General features: G+C 61.1%; 18 protein-coding genes and 1 pseudogene. 10 read left to right on the top strand and 9 right to left on the bottom strand.

Translation table 11 applies throughout. From position 1 onward, the window contains the following. Nucleotides 1-9: 9 nt before the first annotated feature. Nucleotides 10-660, bottom strand: a complete 651-nt coding sequence (locus B2V21_RS14805) for an N-acetyltransferase (protein ID WP_049859479.1) — start codon at nt 658-660, stop codon at nt 10-12. A gap of 160 nt (nt 661-820) precedes the next feature. Between B2V21_RS14805 and xthA the strand changes: the two genes are divergently transcribed. Next, nucleotides 821-1,639 carry an exodeoxyribonuclease III gene (gene xthA / locus B2V21_RS14800; protein ID WP_286917245.1) on the top strand — a complete coding sequence of 273 codons (819 nt, stop codon included), beginning with the start codon at nt 821-823 and terminating at the stop codon, nt 1,637-1,639. 375 nt (nt 1,640-2,014) lie between these two features. Here xthA and B2V21_RS14795 read toward each other — a convergent pair whose 3' ends face one another. The 3 genes from B2V21_RS14795 to B2V21_RS14785 all read right to left on the bottom strand — a co-directional run bounded on the left by B2V21_RS14795 (nt 2,015) and on the right by B2V21_RS14785 (nt 5,009). After that, on the bottom strand, nt 2,015-2,716 hold the full coding sequence (locus B2V21_RS14795; protein ID WP_286917244.1) for a DUF533 domain-containing protein: 702 nt from the start codon (nt 2,714-2,716) through the stop codon (nt 2,015-2,017). A gap of 89 nt (nt 2,717-2,805) precedes the next feature. Beyond that, nucleotides 2,806-3,465, bottom strand: a complete 660-nt coding sequence (locus B2V21_RS14790) for a TIGR04211 family SH3 domain-containing protein (RefSeq protein ID WP_286917243.1) — start codon at nt 3,463-3,465, stop codon at nt 2,806-2,808. Nucleotides 3,466-3,737: 272 nt separating this feature from the next. Continuing rightward, complete coding sequence (locus B2V21_RS14785) at nt 3,738-5,009, bottom strand: sensor histidine kinase (RefSeq protein WP_049859475.1); 1,272 nt, start codon at nt 5,007-5,009, stop codon at nt 3,738-3,740. A gap of 491 nt (nt 5,010-5,500) precedes the next feature. On the opposite strand from B2V21_RS14785, the gene B2V21_RS14780 reads away from it, so the two are divergent. After that, complete coding sequence (locus B2V21_RS14780; protein WP_049859473.1) at nt 5,501-5,830, top strand: hypothetical protein; 330 nt, start codon at nt 5,501-5,503, stop codon at nt 5,828-5,830. Between the two features lie 200 nt (nt 5,831-6,030). Beyond that, nucleotides 6,031-7,182, top strand: coding sequence for a murein transglycosylase A (locus B2V21_RS14775; protein ID WP_376787055.1), 1,152 nt, complete (start codon nt 6,031-6,033; stop codon nt 7,180-7,182). A gap of 53 nt (nt 7,183-7,235) precedes the next feature. Here the strand turns inward: B2V21_RS14775 and B2V21_RS14770 are convergent, their stop codons facing one another. The 5 genes from B2V21_RS14770 to B2V21_RS14750 all read right to left on the bottom strand — a co-directional run bounded on the left by B2V21_RS14770 (nt 7,236) and on the right by B2V21_RS14750 (nt 13,766). Next, nucleotides 7,236-7,613, bottom strand: coding sequence for a response regulator (locus B2V21_RS14770; protein ID WP_049859471.1), 378 nt, complete (start codon nt 7,611-7,613; stop codon nt 7,236-7,238). A gap of 81 nt (nt 7,614-7,694) precedes the next feature. Next, nucleotides 7,695-8,861 carry a hybrid sensor histidine kinase/response regulator gene (locus B2V21_RS14765; protein ID WP_286917242.1) on the bottom strand — a complete coding sequence of 389 codons (1,167 nt, stop codon included), beginning with the start codon at nt 8,859-8,861 and terminating at the stop codon, nt 7,695-7,697. Beyond that, nucleotides 8,855-9,430, bottom strand: coding sequence for a chemotaxis protein CheB (locus tag B2V21_RS14760; RefSeq protein WP_049859469.1), 576 nt, complete (start codon nt 9,428-9,430; stop codon nt 8,855-8,857). Before B2V21_RS14760 ends, B2V21_RS14765 begins: the two co-directional genes overlap by 7 nt. Beyond that, complete coding sequence (locus tag B2V21_RS14755; RefSeq protein WP_236707045.1) at nt 9,427-10,281, bottom strand: CheR family methyltransferase; 855 nt, start codon at nt 10,279-10,281, stop codon at nt 9,427-9,429. Before B2V21_RS14755 ends, B2V21_RS14760 begins: the two co-directional genes overlap by 4 nt. Beyond that, on the bottom strand, nt 10,281-13,766 hold the full coding sequence (locus B2V21_RS14750; protein WP_286917241.1) for a response regulator: 3,486 nt from the start codon (nt 13,764-13,766) through the stop codon (nt 10,281-10,283). Before B2V21_RS14750 ends, B2V21_RS14755 begins: the two co-directional genes overlap by 1 nt. Before the next feature lie 268 nt (nt 13,767-14,034). Between B2V21_RS14750 and B2V21_RS14745 the strand changes: the two genes are divergently transcribed. From B2V21_RS14745 to B2V21_RS14715, 7 genes and pseudogenes are all read left to right on the top strand, one after another. After that, nucleotides 14,035-14,397: a response regulator gene (locus tag B2V21_RS14745; RefSeq protein WP_049859467.1), complete on the top strand. Its 363-nt coding sequence runs from the start codon at nt 14,035-14,037 to the stop codon at nt 14,395-14,397. 75 nt (nt 14,398-14,472) lie between these two features. Next, nucleotides 14,473-15,756, top strand: a complete 1,284-nt coding sequence (locus B2V21_RS14740; protein ID WP_286917240.1) for a glycosyltransferase — start codon at nt 14,473-14,475, stop codon at nt 15,754-15,756. Nucleotides 15,757-15,837: 81 nt separating this feature from the next. Then, on the top strand, nt 15,838-16,776 hold the full coding sequence (locus B2V21_RS14735) for a MurR/RpiR family transcriptional regulator (RefSeq protein WP_286917239.1): 939 nt from the start codon (nt 15,838-15,840) through the stop codon (nt 16,774-16,776). A gap of 93 nt (nt 16,777-16,869) precedes the next feature. Next, the gene (locus B2V21_RS14730) at nt 16,870-17,763 is read left to right on the top strand and encodes an AraC family transcriptional regulator (RefSeq protein WP_049859464.1); all 894 of its coding nucleotides are present in this window, start codon (nt 16,870-16,872) and stop codon (nt 17,761-17,763) included. A gap of 211 nt (nt 17,764-17,974) precedes the next feature. Then, nucleotides 17,975-19,294, top strand: coding sequence for an ABC transporter substrate-binding protein (locus B2V21_RS14725; RefSeq protein ID WP_049859463.1), 1,320 nt, complete (start codon nt 17,975-17,977; stop codon nt 19,292-19,294). 60 nt (nt 19,295-19,354) lie between these two features. Further along, nucleotides 19,355-20,244, top strand: a pseudogene (locus B2V21_RS14720) (carbohydrate ABC transporter permease). Nucleotides 20,245-20,255: 11 nt separating this feature from the next. Next, the coding region (locus B2V21_RS14715; protein WP_286917238.1) for a carbohydrate ABC transporter permease at nt 20,256-21,042 on the top strand (787 nt) is incomplete at its 3' end.

Here is a 21,042-nt window from a genome sequence, read left to right as displayed (position 1 = left end):
GGCTCTGGATCAGCCCTGTGCGTAACCGACTGTTTCAGGACTGGGGTGGAAGAACACATGCTCGACCACAGGCCCCAGGTTCACTTCCCCAATCTGGGTATAGCCCTGGCGCTCGAAGAACGCCAGGTAGCGCGGGTTGCCGGTGTCCAACACCACGCCTTCTGAGGTTGGATCCTGAGCACACCAGTTGTGCACCGCGGTCAGCAGTTGCTCCCCGAGTTCAGGGCCCTGAAAGTCCGGGTGCAGCCCCATCAGCGGCAGCACATGGACGGCATCCGAGGGGATGCATTCCTGGACGGCGTGATGGTATTCGAGATAGCGGCGCGTGCCTTCCACACCCGTACCGAGCATCATTCGCCACTGCCAGGCCCAGCTTTCGGTGATACCCAGGCGACGCTGCGGTGGCGCTACCAGCGCAACACCCGCCAGGCGATCGTCGAAGAACAAGCCCAAGGCCGGCAGGTCCTGGAGAAAATGCTGATTGACCAATTGCCGCACGGTGGAACGCACACGCCGTTCGAAGCCTGGGCGATCGGCTTCGAACAGGTAGGCAAAGGTCGGGTCGACGAGATAGGTCTGGTAGAGCAGCGCACGGGTTTCACGGGCATAACCACCATCGAGCTGACGTACTTCTGCAGCGGTGGTCGAAGTCTGGGGCATCGGGTCTGTCCTTGAGGAGTGCAACGAGTAGTCAATGGACGGTCCGCGACCCCAGGGGTTCCGTACCCTGGCCAGGCAAATCGTGCACCGATGCCGGACGCCGTGCTGGTGAGCTGCGCCGCAGTCCGTTAGCATCGCCGATTTGCCAGGATCCGCGACCATGAAAATCGTCTCGTTCAACATCAACGGCTTGCGTGCCCGCCCCCACCAACTGGCCGCCTTGATCGACAAGCACCAGCCGGATGTGATCGGTCTGCAGGAAACCAAGGTGTCGGATGAACAGTTCCCCCAGGCCGAGATCGAGGCGCTGGGGTATCACGTGCACTTTCACGGGCAGAAAGGCCATTACGGAGTGGCATTGCTGTCGCGCGCCGCGCCGCTGAGTATCGATAAAGGGTTTGCCAGCGACGAGGAGGACGCACAGCGCCGCTTCATCCGCGGTACCTTCGCCGATGCCCAAGGCCAGGTCGTGACGATCATGAACGGTTATTTTCCACAGGGTGAAAGTCGCGACCACCCCACCAAATTCCCTGCCAAGCGCCGTTTCTACAGCGACCTGCAAACCCTGCTGGATACAGGGTTCAGCAACGATCAACCGCTGGTGGTGATGGGTGACGTGAACATCTCTCCCCAGGATTGCGACATCGGTATCGGCGCGGACAACGCCAAGCGCTGGCTGAAGACTGGCAAGTGCAGTTTCCTGCCCGAAGAGCGCGAGTGGATGCAGCGATTGCAGCAGTGGGGCCTGGTGGACAGTTTCCGCCATTTGCATCCGGAGGTCGCCGACCGGTTCAGTTGGTTCGACTACCGCAGCCGTGGCTTCGAGGATGAGCCCAAGCGGGGGTTGCGAATCGACGTGATCCTGGCGTCCCACGGATTGCTGCCCAGGGTTCGGGCAGCGGGTATCGATTACGATTTGCGGGGGATGGAAAAACCTTCGGATCATGCGCCGATCTGGTTGGAGCTGGGGCCTTTGTGACCATTATGTAAGGATCGGCGGTGCGGCTGGACGCGGCTTGCGCCGCTGCTACAGGGATTGTGGGGCGTTTGTGGGATTGGCGGTGTGGGCGGACGCGGCTTGCGCCGCTGCTACGTGGATTGTGGGCGTTTGTGGGATTGGCGGTGTGGGCGGACGCAGCTTGCGCCGCTGCTACAGGGATTGCGGGGTGCTTGTTGGATTGGCGGTGCGGCCGGACGCGGCTTGCGCCGCTGCTACGGGGATTGTGGGCGTTTGGTGGGTTGCGATGGTGCAACCTGGGCCGGGGCGCGGAGATGTTCTGTAGCAGCGGCGCGAGCCGCGTCCGCGGTGCATGGGGTTGGCCTGCAGCATCGCCGTACGGCTTTTGAGGTGGACTTATTGCACCTGGGCCTGCTGATCGAGCTGGGCGCGCAATTCCGGCGCCAGGTTGAGGGCAGCGGCCAATTGGTCAAGCCACGCGCGTTCGCCGGCATCCTGCTGACCCATCAACATCACACTGGCCAAGTACATCTCCGCCGCCATCGCCGGGCCATCAGCGGCACTGGCCAACTCTTGCGCATCCAGCGGCCGTGCCAGTTCCGCGTCCAGCCATTGCTGCAGTTGCGCATCCTCGGCATGATCGGTCAACTCGGCGCGGATCGCGGCTTCCTCCTGTGCATCCACCCGGCCATCGGCCTTGGCGGCGGCAATCAGAGCGCGAAGGATCGCATGACTATGCCCTTCCGCTTCCGGCTCGGACAACTGATCGACGGTGCGCAGTGCCTGCTGTGGGGCGTTGGCCTGCTGTTGCTGCCAAGCCTGATAGGCCTTGAAAGCCATCATCCCCAACGATGCCAGCGCGGCGTATTTGCCGGAACCGGATCGATTACCGCCACGCCCACCCAACAGGCCGCCCAGCAAACCACCCAGACCGCCCAAACCACCGACCCCGCCGCCTGATGCACCCCGGCTGCCGCCGAGCAGACTGCCGAGTACATCCCCCAGACCACCCTGCCCGCTCGAGGCACCAGGTTGATTGGCTGAGGATTGGCCGCCGCGCCCGCGCAGCAGTTGTTCAAGTAGGTCAGTGGTGTTCATGGCAAAGCTCTCTGTGTAGTGATGAGGAGTGCAACACCATAGATCACCCAGCGGCTTGGCGGGTTCAGCACAAACTGTAGGCGTAACCTTCAGAACCAGCGGTCGTTACGCTTGCGGCCACGGGTCATCATCGGCAGGATCAGGCCTGCGAGCAGACCTGCACCGGCTATGCTGCCGCCGTAGACCATGTAGCTCATCATCACGTGCTTGTTTTCGTCACCCAGCTTCGCCTGGGTGCTGCGCAGCTCGGACTGGGCATCGCTGAGCTCGGCATTCAGTGCCTTGCTGCGCGCTTCCAGCTCGTCGATCAGCGCCTTGCGCGCGTCCAGGGTTTCCTGCATGCCCTGTACGCGATTCTTCCAGCTGTCGTCGATGGTTTGCAGCTTGCCGCTCAGATCAGCGACCTGTTGGGTCAACAGGGGAACGTGCTCGGCGGGACCTGGCGTCGGTTGCAGGTCACTGCTGGGGATCCAGACACTGGAACCGCCTTCACCGCGCACTTGGCTGTAGTCACCCTGGGTAGACAGCAATTCGACCTTCTGGCCGGACTTCAAACTGCCGACGATGCGATAGCCGTCGGTAGGACCACTGCGAACGAAAGTGCTCAGGTTGTCACTGACCCAGCGGCTGTTGCCAGGAGCCTCTTCGCCATGCGCCGGGCCGACAGTGAAGAGCAGGCCAGTGAATACGCCGGTGGCCACCAGGCGGGTGCGGCTGAATACGGTAGAGAAACGTTGGAATGAGGGCATGGCGATCTTCACATGAATAAGAAAAAAGGCCCCGATGAACGGACCATTCGAGAGCGGGACAGCAATGTCCCAAGAGGCTGGGCCTGCACCGGAGGGCCTGTCGCTACTACCGCTACGGGTGGCTACTACTTGCGAAGGGAGGCGATGAAAAGCTCCCAAAGGGCCTATTGCCCGGCATGCCGTCGGTTCAAGCCGCCAGCTGAAAGACCACGAAATCGTGTCAAGGTTCACAAAAAAAGAGTGACTGGCCGCACGCTATGGGTGAGTGGAAGCTAGGCGTCGCCCAGCTTCACACTGAAAAGACAGCCGTGGGGTTCACGGCTGCTCAGGCTGACGCTCCATCCCTGGTTGACGCAGATGCGCTGCACCAGCGACAAGCCCAGCCCCAGGCCTTCGCCCCGCTGCTCGTCACCTCGAACAAAGGGCTGAAACATCGCGTTGCGTTTTTCCTCGGGAATGCCGATGCCGCTGTCTTCGACATGGAAGCCGGTTTGCGTCAGGGTCAGGCGCACGAAGCCGGTGTCGGTGTAGTGCCAGGCATTGCGCAGCAGGTTGCCCATCACCGAGTGCAGGAAGGCCTGGTTGTAGACTTCGCTCGAATGGTTATCCACGACATAGATGAATTCCAGACCCTTGGCTTCGATCTGCCGTCCCCAGATCTCCACCAGTTCATCGGCCGTACGCCTGAGCGTCGCGGTAGGGTTGCCGTGGCTGGCCGCCTCTCGATCCCGAGCGAGTAGCAGGAAGGTCTCGACCAACTGACTCATGCCGTCCGTGGCCCGGGCGATGCGGGTCACCTGCCGTTGCGAGCGCTCATCCAGCTCGCTGCCGAGCAGCAGATCGCAGGAGCTCGCCAGGATCATCAACGGCGTACGCAGCTCGTGACTGACATCGCTGGTGAACATCTGCTCGCGGTTGAGTGCGGCGCGCAATTTGCTCAGGGTTTCATCGAACGAGCGCGCCAGTTCGCCGACCTCGTCGTCGGTGTAGTCCGGCGACAACGGCGGCGCCAGGCCGAGCATCTTGTCTCGATGACGCACCTGCCTCGCCAGACGCACCACCGGCGCCATCACCCGGCGTGCCAGCAGCCCGCCCAGCAGGATCGCCATGGCGATGCTCAACAGAAAGCCGGCGCCCACCACGATGAACAGCACATGGGCGCGTTGCTCCATGCCCTCCTGGTCGCGCAACAGCACGTATTGACGCCCGTCGACCTGAGCAACCATGGCGTAGTAGGTGCGCGGGCCGAGGGTGAGCTCCTGGAACCCGACAGGCAGGGTCTTGAGTTCATCAGGCATGCTCAGGTCGCCGTCGCCGCCATCAATGTAGAACAGCTCGTCTTTCTCGGGGCGATGGCGCCAGTCGTCCGCATTGTCCACCAGCAACAGGCGGTGCATGTTGCCGCTCAGGCTCATGGTCGTCAGCTTGCGCTCCACCAGATGCACGGTGGCCACGATGCCTACCGCGAAGACCCCGGCGACGAACGCGCTCATCAAGGCAAACACGATGACGATGCGGCGACTCAGACTCTGTTTGAACTCCATACTGCTCCAGTGGGTGCTTGCACGGGACGACCCGACCGTGCCCGGGCCGAGCATGATTATAGGAGCGATCGGAACAATCAACCCTTGCCGTGACTTTCTCGGGGTTGCGGGTCGCTATCAAGAATTTCCCTTGCCAACGCACCGTGACCAAGAGGTCATAATTAAAATATGTAGTGTCGATATAAAAGCACTACATATCCATTGACGCGCCTATCCGGGCCTTGCATGATGAGGCCGTCTCCCTGATCGGGAACAGAGCAGAGCCCGAACAAGCCCTGCTCGATGAGCCATCGAGCCACTCCGATGACCTCCGCGTACCAGGCGGGCCGCTGGAACCTGAACGACATGAGTTTCATGTAGTCAGGGTCACCGGCACTACACATCGAGCTCGAGCCAGTACTGACCTAGACGGACAACACCTGATGCGTACCGGCGGATGCGTGTTGAAGACGACAACCTGACAGATCACACAGAGCTCAAGGAGCGTAATCATGAACCTGAATCACCAACCTACCGTCGACCAACTTGCTCGTATTCTGGCCGCCGGCCGTGACACGCTGGACGATCATATCCTTTGGGTCTGCAAGCGTGGCGACGTGCATATAGATGCCCTGGCCAACGACGCCGACGGCGAAGCATTCGAGCGCAATCACCCCGAACTGCGTGCACGCATGCCTATCTACCGGCGTGGCAAAGGCTACGTTGGCAAGAAAGCTGCGGCTGACCGACAGTTCGTCAACGATGTATTCCAGACACTCAACCGGGAATGGAGCCTGAGCCAGGGCCAAGGCCAGGTTCGACGGATCGCGAGCTATTGCTGAACTCGATCGCGGTGAACCTGGACCACTGCGTCAACCCGGACGCGGCTCGCGCCGCTGCTACAGAGAGTGGTGCCATCCTGTAGCAGCGGCGCGAGCCGCGTCGGCGGACACCGCAGTGTGTCTGGATCACCGCACAGATTTGACGTCGGGTGTGGGTTTATCCAAAGTAGCCGCCTCTCCCCGCTATCAGGATGCGTTGCGTGACCCATTTCCGTTTTTCCTGGCGGCGCCTGCTCATCGGCGTCGTGCCCGCGCTGGCGCTGTTGTCCGCCTGCGACAGCGACAACAAGCCTGTCGAAACCACCCATCCCGTCGCCACCTACGCACCCGCCTCCTGGAGTGACCTGCCCAAGGTCAGCGACAGCGACCTGCAGGCCGGTTTTACGGCGTGGCGCTCTGCCTGTCAGCGCCTGGCCAAGGACGCTATCTGGGGAGCCACTTGCGCTGCCGCGCAGACAGTCGACACGTCGCCTGCCGCGATTCGTACCTTTCTTGAGGCCCAGTTGCAGGTCTATGGCCTACGCTCAGCCGAAAAAGGCGAACACGGCCTGATTACCGGCTACTACGAACCCGTCTATTCGGGCAGCCTCAAGGCCGACGCGCAACATCCGGTCCCCGTCTACGGCGTGCCGACCGACATGATCAGCGTGCAATTGGACAGCCTCTACCCCGAGCTCAAGGGCAAACGCCTGCGCGGTCGGCTCGATGGTCAAATACTGCGCCCTTATGACGACGCCGCCACGATCCAGCGCCAAGGCATCAATGCCCCCGTGGTCGCCTGGATGCGCGACCCCATGGACCTGCAGTTCCTGCAGATCCAAGGCTCGGGCCGCCTGCAGCTGGACAGCGGCCGCCAACTGCGGGTGGGCTACGCCGACCAGAACGGCCACCCGTACCGTCCGGTCGGCCGTTGGCTGGTCGAGCAAGGCCTGCTCAAGAAAGAAGAAGTCAGCATGGGCCGCATCCGCGAGTGGGCTGTGGCCAATCCGCAGCGAGTGCCGGAACTGCTCGCCAGCAATCCCAGCTACGTGTTCTTCAGCCTGCGCCCGGACAGCAACGAAGGCCCCCGCGGTTCACTCAACGTGCCGTTGACCGCTGGCTACAGTGTGGCAATCGATCGCAAGGTGATACCGCTGGGCAGTCTGTTGTGGCTGTCCACCACACGCCCTGACGGCAGCCCCGTGGTGCGCCCGGTCGCGGCTCAGGACACCGGTGGCGCCATTGCCGGCGAAGTGCGTGCGGATCTGTTCTGGGGTACGGGAGACGAAGCCGGGGAACTGGCCGGCAACATGAAGCAGGAAGGTCAAGTGTGGCTGCTCTGGCCCAAAGGTGCCGCGCTGCCCACGCCCTGAAGCAGATAGCGCCTCGATAAGCAGGGTGCCTGACCGTCAGGCACCCTGCTCTCTCACGCCAGCAATTTCTCGATCTGTTGGTGCAGCGTGTCCAGGTCGAATGGCTTGGCCAGGATCGGTGCCTTGCGCGCGATTGGGCTGTTGGTCTCTTCAATTTCTGCCGGATAGCCGCTGATGAAGATAACTTTGAGATCCGGGCGCAACAGCACTGCGGGTTCAGCGATCTTCACGCCGGAGATGCCGCCGGGCAAACGAAAGTCTGTCACCATAAGATCCAGGTGCGGCTTGGTCGCAAGAATCTCCAACGCCTGCTCGCCGTTCTCGGCCTGCAAAACGCGATAGCCCTGACCAGACAAATAGTCCGCCAGCACCATCAATATCAACGGCTCGTCCTCGACGATGAGAACGACATCTTGTGCATCTTCACTCATGGGGAAGCCTATGTACGTGTGTGTTTCGCTGCCATTACGACCATGACCTGCGACAGAGGTTGCGTGTGATTGCGCTTATTCCTACAGCGGGAGGCTGACCCGGAACGTCGCACCGTCGCCCAGCGCACTCTCGACTTCGATACGCCCTCCATGAGCGGCCACGATCTGCTCGGAAATGAACAACCCCAGGCCCAGCCCGGCCACCACGTTGCTACCGGAAACCCGCTCGAACTGCTGAAAGATCCGTAGCTGGTTTTCCTTGCTGATGCCGATGCCATGGTCGCGCACTTCCACGCGCGCCCAGCCGTTGTGTCCATAAACCGTGACTTCGACCGGACCTTTGCCACCGTAGCGCAGTGCATTGGAAATCAGGTTGCTGACCACCTGTTCGATGCGGAACTCGTCCCAGATGCCCAGCACGGGTTCGCCGGCGCGCAAACTGATGGTGCAATCGGCCGCGTCCACTTGGGGCGCGAAACTGTCGACCAGGTTGCGTACCAATTGCGCGAGGTCGAACTGGGCAGGTCGGATGGACAACTTGCCGGTACGGATCCGCGATACATCGAGCATGTCTTCGATCAGACGAATCAGGCTCTGGATCTGGCGCTCGTCGCGCTCGACCATGGCGCGCATCTTGTCGAGGGTGAAGGCGTCGGCGTTATCGCGTGCCAGGTGCAACTTGCGCAGTTGGGTTTCCAGGATCAGGCCGTTGAGCGGCGTGCGCACCTCGTGGGAGACGATCGACATGAAGTCGTCACGCATGCGCACCGCATGTTCCAGCTCGCTTTGGGTCACCTGCAGACGCTTGAGCAGGACCTCCTGCTCCTGGCGCGAGCGCTCCAGCGCATCGAGCTGCTCCTTGAGGGTCTTGCGCTGACGGTACAGGTCGACGAACACGCTGACCTTGCTCTTCACCGCCTGCATGTCGAGCGGCTTATGCAGAAAGTCGACCGCGCCGCTCTCGTAGCCCTTGAAGGNNCCGGCGGCGCTGACGAAGACGATCGGAATGTTCTTGGTCTTCTCGGTACTGCGCATCAGTTCTGCCAGCTCGAAGCCGTTCATGCCTGGCATCTGCACATCGAGAATGGCCATGGCGAATTCGTGCTGCAGCAACAATGAAAGGGCTTCATCGGCCGACAACGCCTTGTGCACCTCACGGCCGGGGCTGGCGATCAACGCCTCCAGGGCCAGCAGGTTTTCCGGCAGGTCATCGACGATCAACAGTTTTGCTTGGACGTTGCTTAGCATGTGCTTCGTTCCAGCTCGGCAAGCAGACAGCCAATGCCGTGGAGTGAAAGAATATGGTCAGGCGTCTGCAGGCGGATGGCCGCCTGCGGCATGACCGCAACCCGCGCCTCGGCGGGGTCTTGGACGATGGTCAAGCCACCTTTGCGTTTGATGCTCGCCAGGCCACGCGCACCGTCCTCGTTGGCCCCGGTCAGCAGCACGCCGATCAGGCTGGCGCCATAGGCATCGGCTGCCGAATCGAAGAGAAAGTCGATCGCTGGCCGTGAATAATGAACCCGCTCCTCCTGACTCAATGACAGACTGAAGTCGCGCTCTACCGACAAGTGATAGCTGGGCCCGGCGAAGTAAAACATGCCTGCCTCGATCGGCTCTTTGTCGCGGGCCTGTCGCACCGGCCGATTCAAGCGCCGCTCGAACACTTCCGCCAGCTGGCTGTGACGCTCGTCGGGCAGGTGCAGTACCGTCAGCACCGGTAGCTTGAAGTTCGTCGGTAGCTGGCCGTAGATGCCCAGCAACGCTTCCACGCCGCCGGCCGAAGCCCCCACCACCACCGCTTGAAAACGACTCATGACTTGCGATAGATCCGTTCCGGGCGCGTCAGGGTTTCGAAGCGCGAACTGTAGGCCGAGAAATCCAGGGTTTCCTTGCTGCCCAGCATGAGAAAGCCACGCCGGCTCAACGACTCGTGGAACAGTCCGAAAGCACGGTCCTGCAACCCCTTGTTGAAATAGATGAGCACATTGCGACACGACACCAGTTGCGTCTCGGAAAACACGCTGTCGGTGGCCAGGCTATGGTCGGCGAAAGTCACGTTGGCGCGCAGGCTGCTGTCGAAGATCGCGTTGCCGTAGGCCGCCGTATAATAGTCGGAGAACGAGCGAGTGCCACCGGCGCGCTGGTAGTTCTGCGTATAGGCGCGCACGCTTTCCATGGAATAGATGCCTTGCTTGGCCTTCTCCAGGGAGACTGGGTTGATGTCGGTCGCGTAGATGATGGTACGTTCGAGCAGACCTTCCTCGCGCAACAAGATGGCCATCGAATAGACCTCCTCCCCGGTGCTGCAGCCGGCGATCCAGACTTTCACCGACGGGTAGGTCTTGAGCAACGGCACCACTTCGCGGCGCAAGGCCAGAAAGTGCTCAGGATCACGAAACATCTCGCTGACCGGGATCGTCAGGTACTGCAGCAGCTCCATGAACGCCGTGGGCTCGTGCAGCACCCGCGCCTGCAGCGACGAGACGCTGCCGCACTCCATCTGCCGCAGCGCGTGCAGAATGCGGCGCTTCACCGAAGCGCCGGAATAGTCACGGAAATCGTAGCTGTAGGTGAGGTAGATCGCCTCGATCAACAGCCGGATCTCGATATCGATATGGCGTTCGGCAGCCGGTTGCGGCGACTGATCAGCCAGGGAATCACTCACTACATGCGCTCCAGTTGCGGCAACCAGACGCGGATCAGGGAGAACAGGCGGTCCAGGTCGATGGGCTTGGCCAGGTAGTCGTTGGAACCGGCCTGCAGGCAGCGCTCCTGATCGTCCTTCATGGCCTTTGCGGTCACCGCGATGATCGGTAGCTTGCGCCAGCGTGGATCCTTGCGAATTTCACGGGTCGCTTCGTAGCCGTCCATCTCGGGCATCATCACATCCATCAACACCAGATCGATGTCCTCGACCTGATTCAGCTTGTCGATCGCCTCACGGCCGTTACGGCCCACTTCAACGATGGCGCCCTTGTGTTCCAGGGCGCTGGTCAAGGCAAAGATATTGCGCACGTCGTCGTCGACCACGAGGATCTTGCGGCCCTCGAAGACCTTGTCGCGACTGCGGGCGGTTTTCAGCATCTTCTGCCGCTCATGGGACAACTGCGATTCGACTTTGTGCAGAAACAGGGTCACTTCGTCGAGCAGACGTTCGGGCGAGCGCGCGCCCTTGATGATGATCGAGCGCGAGTACTTGAGCAGCTCGGTTTCTTCATCGCGGGTCAGGTTGCGACCGGTGTAGACGATCACCGGCGGGAACGAACGGATCTCTTCGTTGGACATGCGCTTGAGCAGGTCGCCGCCGAGCATGTCGGGCAACTTGAGGTCGATGATCATGCAGTCGTAGACGTTGTCGCGCAGCAGGTCGAGCGCTTCCTGGGCAAAGCCGACGGCGGTGATCTCCACGTCATCGTCGCCGATCAGCAGGGAAATACTTTCGCGCTGCAGGTCGTCGTCTTCCACCAGCAGAATGCGCTTGAGCTTCTGGGTGAGCTTGGCTTCCAGGCGGCCGAAGACCTCCTTGAGTTCGTCGCGCGTGGTCGGCTTGACCGCATAGCCGATCGCGCCCATGTGCATGGCCGCCTCGACCCGATCCTCGACCGAGATCACGTGCACCGGGATGTGCCGGGTGGTGGCCAGCTCCTTGAGGCGTTGCAGTACGGTCAGACCGGAATGGTCGGGCAAGCGCATGTCGAGCAGCACCGCATCGGGCACGAAGGTCGCTGCCAGATCGAAGCCCTCGTCGGCACCGTGTGCTACCAGGCAGTGGTAGTCCAGCTCATGGGCCAGGTCGTAGAGAATGCGGGCGAAATTGGGTTCGTCTTCGACGACCAGAATGCAGCGCTTGGTGAACGGCCCCTTGTCACGATCGTCGGCGAAGCGAGCCACGGTCAGCGGTGGTTCGATCACAGCCGGGGTGTTGGATACCGGCTGCGGCGCGATGACCATGGGCTGCGGTGCGTGTCGCGGTGCCTCGATGATCTCTTCGTAACGCTGCGGCAGGACCAGGGTGAAGATGCTGCCCTTGCCCAGCTCGCTGGTGACAGTGATGTAGCCACCGAGCATGTTGGCCAGATCGCGGGAAATCGACAGACCCAGGCCGGTGCCGCCGTAACGACGGTTGGTGGTGCCATCGGCCTGGCGGAACGCTTCGAAAATGGCCTGTTGCTGGTCGACGGCGATGCCGATGCCGGTGTCGCGAATCTGGAAGGCAATGCCGTCATTGGCGTGGCCGGAAACCAGCAGCTCGACCATGCCGTGTTCGGTGAACTTGAGCGCATTGGCCAACAGGTTCTTGAGAATCTGCTCCACGCGCTGGCGATCGGTATAGAGCATCGCCGGGGCATCGGGAAGAATCTGCACCGACAGCTCGAGATGCTTCTGCCCGGCCAGCGGCTCGAAGGTCATGCGCAGACTGTCCACCAGCCGCGGCACGCTGCTGTTTTCCGGGCGCAGGTCGAGCTTGCCAGCCTCGACCTTGGAGATGTCCAGAATGTCGTTGATCAGGTTCAGCAGGTCGTTGCCCGCCGAATAGATCGACTCGGCGAACTTGACCTGATCGGCCGTGAGGTTTTCCTGGGGGTTTTCCGCCAGCAATTTGGCCAGGATCAACGAGCTGTTGAGCGGCGTGCGCAGCTCGTGGGACATGTTGGCGAGGAACTCGGACTTGTAGCGGCTCGAACGCTGCAGCTCGTCGGCGCGCTCTTCGAGCTGCACCTGGGCCTGGTTCAACTCCAGATTCTTGCGATCCAGCGCGTCGCGCTGCTCGCCCAGGGCTTCGGTCCGTTCGGCCAGTTGTTCGTTGGTCTGCTCCAGCTCGGCTTGCTGGGTTTCCAGGTACGCCTGAGACTCCTTGAGCACCCGCGACTGCTCTTCGAGCTCTTCGTTGGCGGTCTTGAGCTCTTCCTGCTGCACTTGCAGTTCTTCATTGAGCTGCTGGGTTTCGGCGAGCACCTCCTGCAGACGCTGACGATAGCGTGCCGCTTCGATGGCGGTGCCGATGTTGTCGGCCAGCAATTCGACGATTTCCAGGTCACGGTCGGTCAAGGGCCGCAGGAAGCCCAACTCGACCACGGCATTGATGTGGTCGTTGTCGCTGGTCGGTATCACCAGCACGCTGCGCGCCGCGCCCTCGCCCAGGCCGGAGCTCAGGCGCAGGTAATCGGCCGGCACGTCGTCCAGACGAATGACCCGGTTGCGCTGCACGGCCTGGCCCGCGATGCCCTCGCCGTTGAGCAGCACCTGATCCATGACTTCACGCTCGCGGGAAAACCCGTACGACGCGATGCGGCGCAGGTTGCCGTGCTCTTCGCGGATGTACACCGCGGCCACAACCGTACCCAGATACTGGGCAAAGAACTGCAGCATGTTGCGACCCAGCATCTGCAATGTTTGCTGGCCCAGCAACTGCTCGGCCAGTTGCGTCTGACCAGTGCGCAGCCAGGCCTGGTCCTGCAGGCGCTTGGCACCCTTCTGCAGGGCGGCCAGGTTGCCACCGTAGGAGGTCGACAGTTCGGTCATGTCGCGTCGGCCGAAGTACGCCAGCAAGGCGCTGACCACGAAAACGAACAGCACATAGAGGCTGACCGAGGTCCAGATGGTGCGCGAGACGTTCTCGCTGCGTTCCACCCGCAACTGCTGCTCCATGGCGATGAAGCCTTCATATTCCTTGCGGATCGCGTCGGTCAGGCGCTTGCCGCGACCGGTCTGGACAACGCTGGAATAGTCTCCGGTGGAGCGTTTGAGCGCGATCAACTGCTCGCCGTAGTCGAGCCAGTCCTTTTGCAGCGCCATGATCCGCGTCAGCCGATCGACCTGGCGCGGGTTGTCGCTGACCAGCGCCTGCAACGCCGGCAGTTCGGCGGCCAGACGCGGTTTGGCCAGCTCATAGGGATCCAGGTAGCCTTCGGCGCCCGACAAAAGGTAACCGCGCATGCCGGTTTCCATGTCGATGGACAGCTTGGTCGCTTCATTGGCGTTGTTGATCACGCGGTCGGTGTGCTCGACCCAGTCGATCACGGACAGCAGGTAGACGATGATGCCGATGAACACGGCGGCGCTGAGCACGCCGACGCCCAGCGGCAAGCCGACGTTGCGACTGAGCAGCCGACGGAAGCTTTGTTCGTCGATCGAAGAGGGTTTGTTCATGTCCTTGGACCCGGATCCTGTAATCGAGGCGGGGGATTTTGCCGCAATTCGATCAAAGAGTTAGGTTTTTTCCGTACGTCTTGTAAGAATTTTCATATCTAAACGTGGGAACCGTCTCGTTTAATGGCTCCGCAGGCATGGTCTGGCTCCGACCCATGCTTTATGATGGCGCCCTGCCTCCCAGGTGCTTTCCGCCTCGAGGCGCATCGATATCAGCGAAATGACGGCTCGGCGCCGTCTGCGCCCTTTGCCGACCAGGATCCGAACGATGTCCGATACCGCCAAAACCATTCTTGTCGTCGAAGACGACGCGATCGTCCGCATGCTGATCGTGGACGTGCTGGAGGAATTCGAGTTCGAGGTACTGGAAGCCGAGGACGGACCGGGCGCCCTGAAATTTCTCGAAGATGCTGCCAAGACCATCGACCTGATGATGACCGACATGGGTCTGCCTGGCATGGATGGCAAGGAATTGGCCCAAAAGGCGCGCGTTTTGCGGCCGGTACTGCCAGTGCTGTTTGCCAGCGGCTACGCCGAAGCCCTCGACGTGCCTGCGGGCATGAGCAGTATCGGCAAACCGTTTTCCATCGACCAGCTGCGCGACAAGGTCAAGAGCATGCTGGTGGCGTAAAGCCCTGCCTGTGGCTACAACCCCGCGTGTAATCATGGCCTAATACGCGCCCGGTTTTTTTCCCGGAGTCTTTTCATGTCTCCTCAGCGCGTCCTGGTCATCGGCTATGTATGGCCCGAGCCCACCTCATCGGCAGCCGGTGGACACATGATGCAGCTGCTGCACTGCTTCGTGGCCCAGGGATGGCAAGTCACCTTCGCCAGCCCCGCCAGGGTCGGCGAGCACAAGGCCGATCTGGCAGCGCTGGGCATCGGCGAACAGGCCATCGAGCTCAACAACGAAAGCTTTGACCATTTCATCGGCGACTTGCAGCCAAACGTGGTGCTGTTCGACCGCTTCATGATGGAGGAGCAATTCGGTTGGCGCGTGGAGCTGCACTGTCCGCAGGCACTGCGGGTGCTCGAAACCTGTGACCTGCAAAGTCTGCGCGACGCCCGCCAGGCGCTGCTGAAGGAACGTTTGCGCGGCAATGACGATGAAAACGATTTCACCGCATTGTTCGACGTATCGCCCGACCGTCTCTACCAGCACATGAGCGAGGCCGACATTACCCAGCGCGAAGTCGCCGCGATCTTCCGCTGCGACCTGAGCCTGATGATTTCGCCATTCGAATCGCAGTTGCTGATCGAGCGCTTCGGTGTCCCACCCAGTCTGCTTCATGACTGCCCTTTGATGGTGGAGCCGCTGGCCACACCTCCCCTTGATTTCCAACAACGCGCGAACTTCGTCTGCATTGGCAACTTTCGTCACGCACCCAATTGGGACGCCGTGCTGTGGCTGAAGCATCAAGTGTGGCCGCGCATTCGCAAGCGACTGCCCAAAGCCGAGTTGCACCTCTACGGAGCCTACACCCCTCCCAAGGCCACAGCCCTGCACAACCCCGCACACGGGTTTCTGATCAAAGGCTGGGCGCCCGACGCGCTGGAAGTGGTGGGTCAGGCGCGGGTCGCACTGGCGCCTTTGCGCTTTGGCGCCGGTATCAAGGGCAAGTTGCTCGATGCCATGATCTGCGGGACGCCCAGTGTGACCACACCTTGCGGGGTCGAGGGCATGCGCACGGGTGACCACTGGCCAGGCGGCGTCGCTGGCAGTGCAGAAGCGCTCGCGGAAGCCGCCGTGCTGTTGTACGACGACGAATCACAGTGGAACAAAGCTCAGAAAAGGTCCAAGGAGCTCTTGCTCGCAGAGTATGCAATGGAGCACCACTCCCGAACATTGATGCTGAGACTGGAGCAAGTTAAAGGAAACCTTGCGCAGCATCGCCAAGACAATTTCATCGGCGCAATGCTTCGTCATCATCTGCACAAAAGCACGAAGTATTTCTCGCAATGGATCCAATCCAAGAACCAATCGATCTAAGCACCCTCTGGACGTACGTAGTCGGACAACTAAACTCAAGAGCGCTACGCAGCATCCAATGTTCCTTCAGGACGAACGACAATGGCGCCGACCACTAACTCCAAGGTGTACGACTCCGATCTGATGCTCAAGCTGCGCACCCGACATGAAGGGCTCGGGCCGGCGTTGCAGAAAGTCTCCGGGTTTCTGTTGGCCAACCCCTACCGAAGCGCGACGCTCAATATAGAAGAACTGGCTGTCGTGACCGGCACTTCCACAGCCGCCGTCAACCGCATGGCCAATGCGATAGGATTGAACGGTTTCACGGGATTGCGCTTCGCCCTGATGGAAAACCTGCTGGCCGTCGTGTCTGCGGCCGACATCATCCATGAGAGACTCCAGCACTCATCCGACAAAAGTTTCTATCTGAATCATCAGATCAGTCTGAGCAAGCACCACCTGGACAACGTCGCCCGGATGAACGACAACCAGACCTTCGAAGACATGGCTCGGCAGTTGGTGCGCTCACAGAATGTATTCGTGGTCGGTTTGGGCAACAGTTTTCACATCGCCCAGATGGCGGCAGCAGGACTTAACCCTTTCTGCGTCGGCGCGCACTGCGTGACGCTGGATGGAGGCATGGAAGGTTCAGCCTACAGGCTGAGCAACATCACCAACAACGATGCACTTCTGGCCATCGCCCTGCCCGCCTACACCGGAGAAACCATCGAAATGGCCAAGTTTGCTCAATCCCGCGGTGCCTGCGTGATGAGCATCACCGATTGCCCAGCGTCGCCCTTGGTAGCGCTGTCCAGCAGGAGTCTGTTCATCCCTACCGCTCATCCGCTGCTGCCTCATTCCAAAGTAGGGCTGATGGCCGCCGTCGAGGCCTTGTTGGCACAGGTCCAGCTCTTGAAGCCGCTGAGCCGTGAAAATCGACCTTCGCCTGCTGGCTGGAAACCGAGCCGCCCCAGCGTGCGACCTTCGTGGCCCAGCCTGTTGCGTCCCGGTGCGCCACGCAAGCGCGACGATCCGCAGTGAGTTCGGTCATTTCAGCCTTGGACGTGTAGCCCCGAACGCCGCTATGCTTGAGTGCGCATTCCCGATCGGCACAATCACAATAGCAGCCACGGCATGACCCGACCTATACGAATAACAGACCCTTCCTATGAGTTGATGGACGACCACGAAGGTCGCTCCATCATCTATCGCCAGCACGGCTTCCCGTGTCCGCTGGTGCGCTGGCATTTTCACAAGGAATACGAACTGCACCTGCTGGTCGCGACGTCGGGCAAGGTGTTCGTGGGTGATTACATCGGCAATTTCAATCCAGGCAGCCTGTTTCTGACCGGGCCCAATCTGCCGCACAACTGGATCAGCCAGATGCAGAGTGGTCAGTCGGTGAACAAGCGCGACATGCTGGTCAATTTCACCGACGAGCTGTTCGACCAAGGCCATCAGGTCTTCAGCGAACTGCGCAGCCTCGCCCCGCTGCTCGACCGTGCGCGCTATGGCATCGAATTTCGCTGCGCGAAGACCATCGCCCAAGCCAGCGTGTCGATGCAGCGTATTGCCGACAGCCAGGGCATCAGTCGCCTCGGCCATTTCCTGATTCTCATGGAGTCGCTGGCCGCCTGCGAGGATTACCACCTGCTCTCGGGGACCGCCGCAGCCCAGGACGCCGACGAACATGCCGTAGAACGCACCAACCGCGCCGTCGACTACATCTTCGCTCACTACGCCCGTGAGCTGTCCCTGGAAGAGGTCGCAGCCTATCTGGGCATGAAGCCCACCTACTTCTCCAGGGTGTTCAAGCAAGCCACCGGCCGCTGTTTCGTCGAATTCGTCAACCGGCTGCGCATCAGCAAGTCCTGCGAGCTGCTGGCCGATGGCGATCGCCCGGTGACAGACGTCTGCTTCGAATCGGGCTTCAACAATATCTCCAATTTCAACCGTCGCTTTCAACAGCTCAAAGGCATGACGCCGTCCCACTATCGTCGTCTGGCCATGCAACGGCTGAGTTCCTGAAACCTGTACGAAAGCTCACAGCGCCTGCAGGAATCCCTCTGGCACGCTGCGCGTATCGCGCGGCCAGTGCAAAATAGTATCAGTGCAGGTGCACCCAGGGATTTGTCAGATCGGCTGCAGGGGTCTGTAATCACAGCCAGTGCTTCACCTCTACGAAGACACAAGAATAATAACCAAGGCCGCCTCCCGGCGTGCCGAAGAGGAATGCGAGATGACGATCGACCGCAAACATCTGCTCGTTGCCGGCGCCCTGTGCGGTGCACTGTCCCTCAGCGGCTACAGCTACGCTGACACCACCCTGACCATCGCCACCGTCAACAACAGCGACATGATTCGCATGCAGCGCCTGGCCAAGACCTTCGAGACCGAGCATCCCGACATCAAGCTCAATTGGGTGGTGTTGGAAGAAAACGTGCTGCGCCAGCGCCTGACCACCGATATCGCGACCCAGGGCGGCCAGTTCGACGTGCTGACCATCGGCATGTACGAAGCCTCGCTGTGGGGCGCCAAGGGTTGGCTGTCACCGATGAAGGATCTGCCCGCCAGCTACGACATCGACGATGTCTTTCCTTCGGTACGCGACGGCCTGTCGGTAAAGGGTCAGCTCTATGCCCTGCCGTTCTACGCCGAAAGCTCGATGACCTACTACCGCACCGACCTGTTCAAGGCGGCCGGGCTGGAAATGCCGGAGAAACCCACCTGGACACAGATCGCCGACTTCGCCGGCAAACTCACTGACAAGAGCAAGGACCAATACGGCCTGTGCCTGCGCGGCAAGGCCGGCTGGGGCGAGAACATGGCCTTGATCACCACCGTGGCCAACAGCTTCGGCGGCAGCTGGTTCAACAACGAGTGGAAGCCGCAGTTCGACAGCGAGGCGTGGAAGAAGGCCCTCAACTTCTACGTCGACAACATGAAGAAATCCGGCCCGCCGGGCGCATCGAGCAACGGCTTCAACGAGAACCTGGCCTTGTTCAACAGCGGCAAGTGCGCCATCTGGGTCGACGCCAGCGTGGCCGGCTCCTTCACCATGGACAAGACCCAAAGCAAGGTCGCCGACAGCGTCGGCTTCACTTTCGCCCCCCACGAGACCACCGACAAGGGCTCCGCCTGGCTGTACTCCTGGGCCCTGGCCATTCCGACCAGCTCGAAGAACCAGCAGGCCGCACAGCAATTCTCGGCCTGGGCGACCTCCAAGGAGTACGCCGCGCTGGTGGCCAAGACCGACGGCGTGGCCAACGTGCCGCCGGGTACGCGCAAATCCACCTACACCGATGAGTACCTGAAGGCAGCGCCGTTCGCCCATATCACCCTCGAATCGCTGAAGGTCGCCGATCCCAAGCAGACCGATACCAAGCCGTATGTGGGTATCCAACTGGTGACGATCCCCGAGTTCCAGGCCATCGGCACCGAGGTCGGCAAGGCATTTTCCGCCGCGCTGACCGGCCAGAGCACGGCCGACCAGGCCTTGGTCGTCGCGCAGACAGCCACCGAGCGGGCCATGAAGCGCGCCGGCTACCCCAAGCAGTAACACGTCTGCCCTGCTGCCCGCCAATTGCGGCGGGCAGCGCTGCTCACCAGGTGCGCACTCATGAATACTACGACTGCCAAGCCCCAGCCCGACACGGCTGAGGTGACGGGCAAGCGCCGCTTGTCCAACCCCGGCTGGTTTCTGGTCACCCCTTCGGTCGCCTTGCTGCTGCTGTGGATGATCGTGCCGCTGGGCATGACCGTGTACTTCTCGCTGATCCGCTACAACTTGCTGTACCCCGGCGAAAACGAATTCGTGGGGCTCGAGAATTTCAGCTTCTTTCTCACCGACGCAGGCTTCATGCCGGGCGCCACCAACACCTTGCTGCTGGTGGGCAGCGTGCTGCTGATCAGCGTGGTGTTCGGCGTATTGATCGCCGCGTTGCTGGAAGCCAGCGAGTTTCTCGGCCGCGGGATCGTGCGGGTGATGCTGATCTCGCCGTTCTTCATCATGCCNNNNCGGTCTCGGGCATTCTCGCGGCCGTGTGGAAGTTCTTCGGCGCCGAACCGGTCGACTGGCTCGCCCACTACCCGCTGTTCTCGATCATCGTCATCGTCAGCTGGCAATGGCTGCCGTTCGCGATCCTGTTGTTGATGACCGCCATGCAGTCTCTGGACCAGGAGCAGAAGGAAGCCGCGCGACTGGACGGCGCCGGTGCCCTGGCGATCTTCTGGCACCTGACCCTACCGCACCTGGCGCGGCCCATCGCGGTAGTGGTGATGATCGAAACGATCTTCCTGCTCTCGGTGTTCGCTGAAATCTTCACCACGACCAACGGCGGACCGGGCTTTGCGTCCACCAACCTCGCCTACCTGATCTACAACCAGGCGCTGGTGCAGTTCGACGTGGGCATGGCCTCGGCCGGTGGCTTGATCGCCGTGGTCATCGCCAACATCGCCGCGATTATCCTGGTACGGATGATCGGCAAAAACCTCACCGACAAGAACTGAAGGCCTGCGCCATGACACTTCAACAATCGCGTCGCCTGCAAAGTCTGGTCCTGGGCTGCCTGGCCTGGGCTATAGCCATCGTGGTGTTCTTTCCGATCTTCTGGATGGTGCTGACCAGCTTCAAGACCGAGATCGACGCTTTCGCAACACCGCCGCAGTTCATTTTCACGCCCACGCTGGAAAACTATCTGCACATCCAGGAACGCAGCGACTACCTGCATTTCGCCTGGAACTCGGTACTGATTTCGTTCAGCGCCACTGCCCTGTGCATGTTGATCGCCGTCCCGGCTGCCTACTCGATGGCGTTCTACGAGACCAAACGGACCAAGCAGACCCTACTATGGATGCTCTCCACCAAGATGCTGCCACCCGTGGGCGTGCTGATGCCCATCTACCTGCTGGCCAAGGGCGCCGGCCTGCTCGATTCGCGCATCGCCTTGATCGTCATCTACACCCTGATCAATCTGCCGATCGTGGTCTGGATGGTGTACACCTACTTCAAGGACATTCCGCGGGAAATCCTCGAAGCGGCGCGACTGGACGGTGCCACCCTGGGTCAGGAAATGCTCCGAGTGCTGTTGCCGATCAGCAAAGGCGGCCTGGCGTCGACCGTGCTGCTGTCACTGATTCTGTGCTGGAACGAAGCGTTCTGGTCGCTGAACCTGACGAGTTCCGGCGCCGCTCCCCTGACCGCACTGATCGCCTCGTATTCCAGCCCTGAAGGGTTGTTCTGGGCCAAGTTGTCGGCCGTCTCGACCCTCGCCTGCGCGCCAATTCTCATATTCGGCTGGATCAGCC

Source organism: Pseudomonas sp. UBA6276, from assembly GCF_002438365.1.
GTDB classification, from domain to species: Bacteria; Pseudomonadota; Gammaproteobacteria; order Pseudomonadales; family Pseudomonadaceae; genus Aquipseudomonas; species Aquipseudomonas coleopterorum.
Note: the sequence above shows the minus strand (reverse complement) of the source record. Positions and strands in the feature narration are given on the sequence as shown.